We start from the raw sequence: 322 nt of genomic DNA on the forward strand, positions 1-322 counted from the left end.
TGTAGTATCCTGAATTGTGATTACTTGAGTGAAAGTGTCAGAAGTATTTCCGCAGTCATCTTTTACAGTCCAAGTATTGGTGTAAGTTCCTGCGTTTCCGCATCCTTGGGAAGCTACAAACTGTCCGCTTACTTTTGTGATGTTTAGAACATCAGCATCGCATAAATCTGAAGCTACTGGGATTTGAGCCTGAGCAGTAGCAAGTCCACTTGTATCACTACATTCTAAAGTCACATTTAAGGCTGTTGGAGCAGTAGTCCAAGTTGGCGCTGTAGTATCCTGAATTGTGATTACTTGAGTGAAAGTGTCAGAAGTATTTCCG

General features: G+C 41.6%; 1 protein-coding gene. It reads right to left on the bottom strand.

All coding sequences use genetic code 11. From position 1 onward, the window contains the following. On the bottom strand, positions 1–322 hold a 322-nt coding region (locus DMB71_RS00095), incomplete at both ends, for a hypothetical protein (RefSeq protein WP_162614724.1).

Origin of the sequence: Flavobacterium tistrianum, from assembly GCF_003254545.1 — a bacterium.
GTDB classification, from domain to species: Bacteria; Bacteroidota; Bacteroidia; order Flavobacteriales; family Flavobacteriaceae; genus Flavobacterium; species Flavobacterium tistrianum.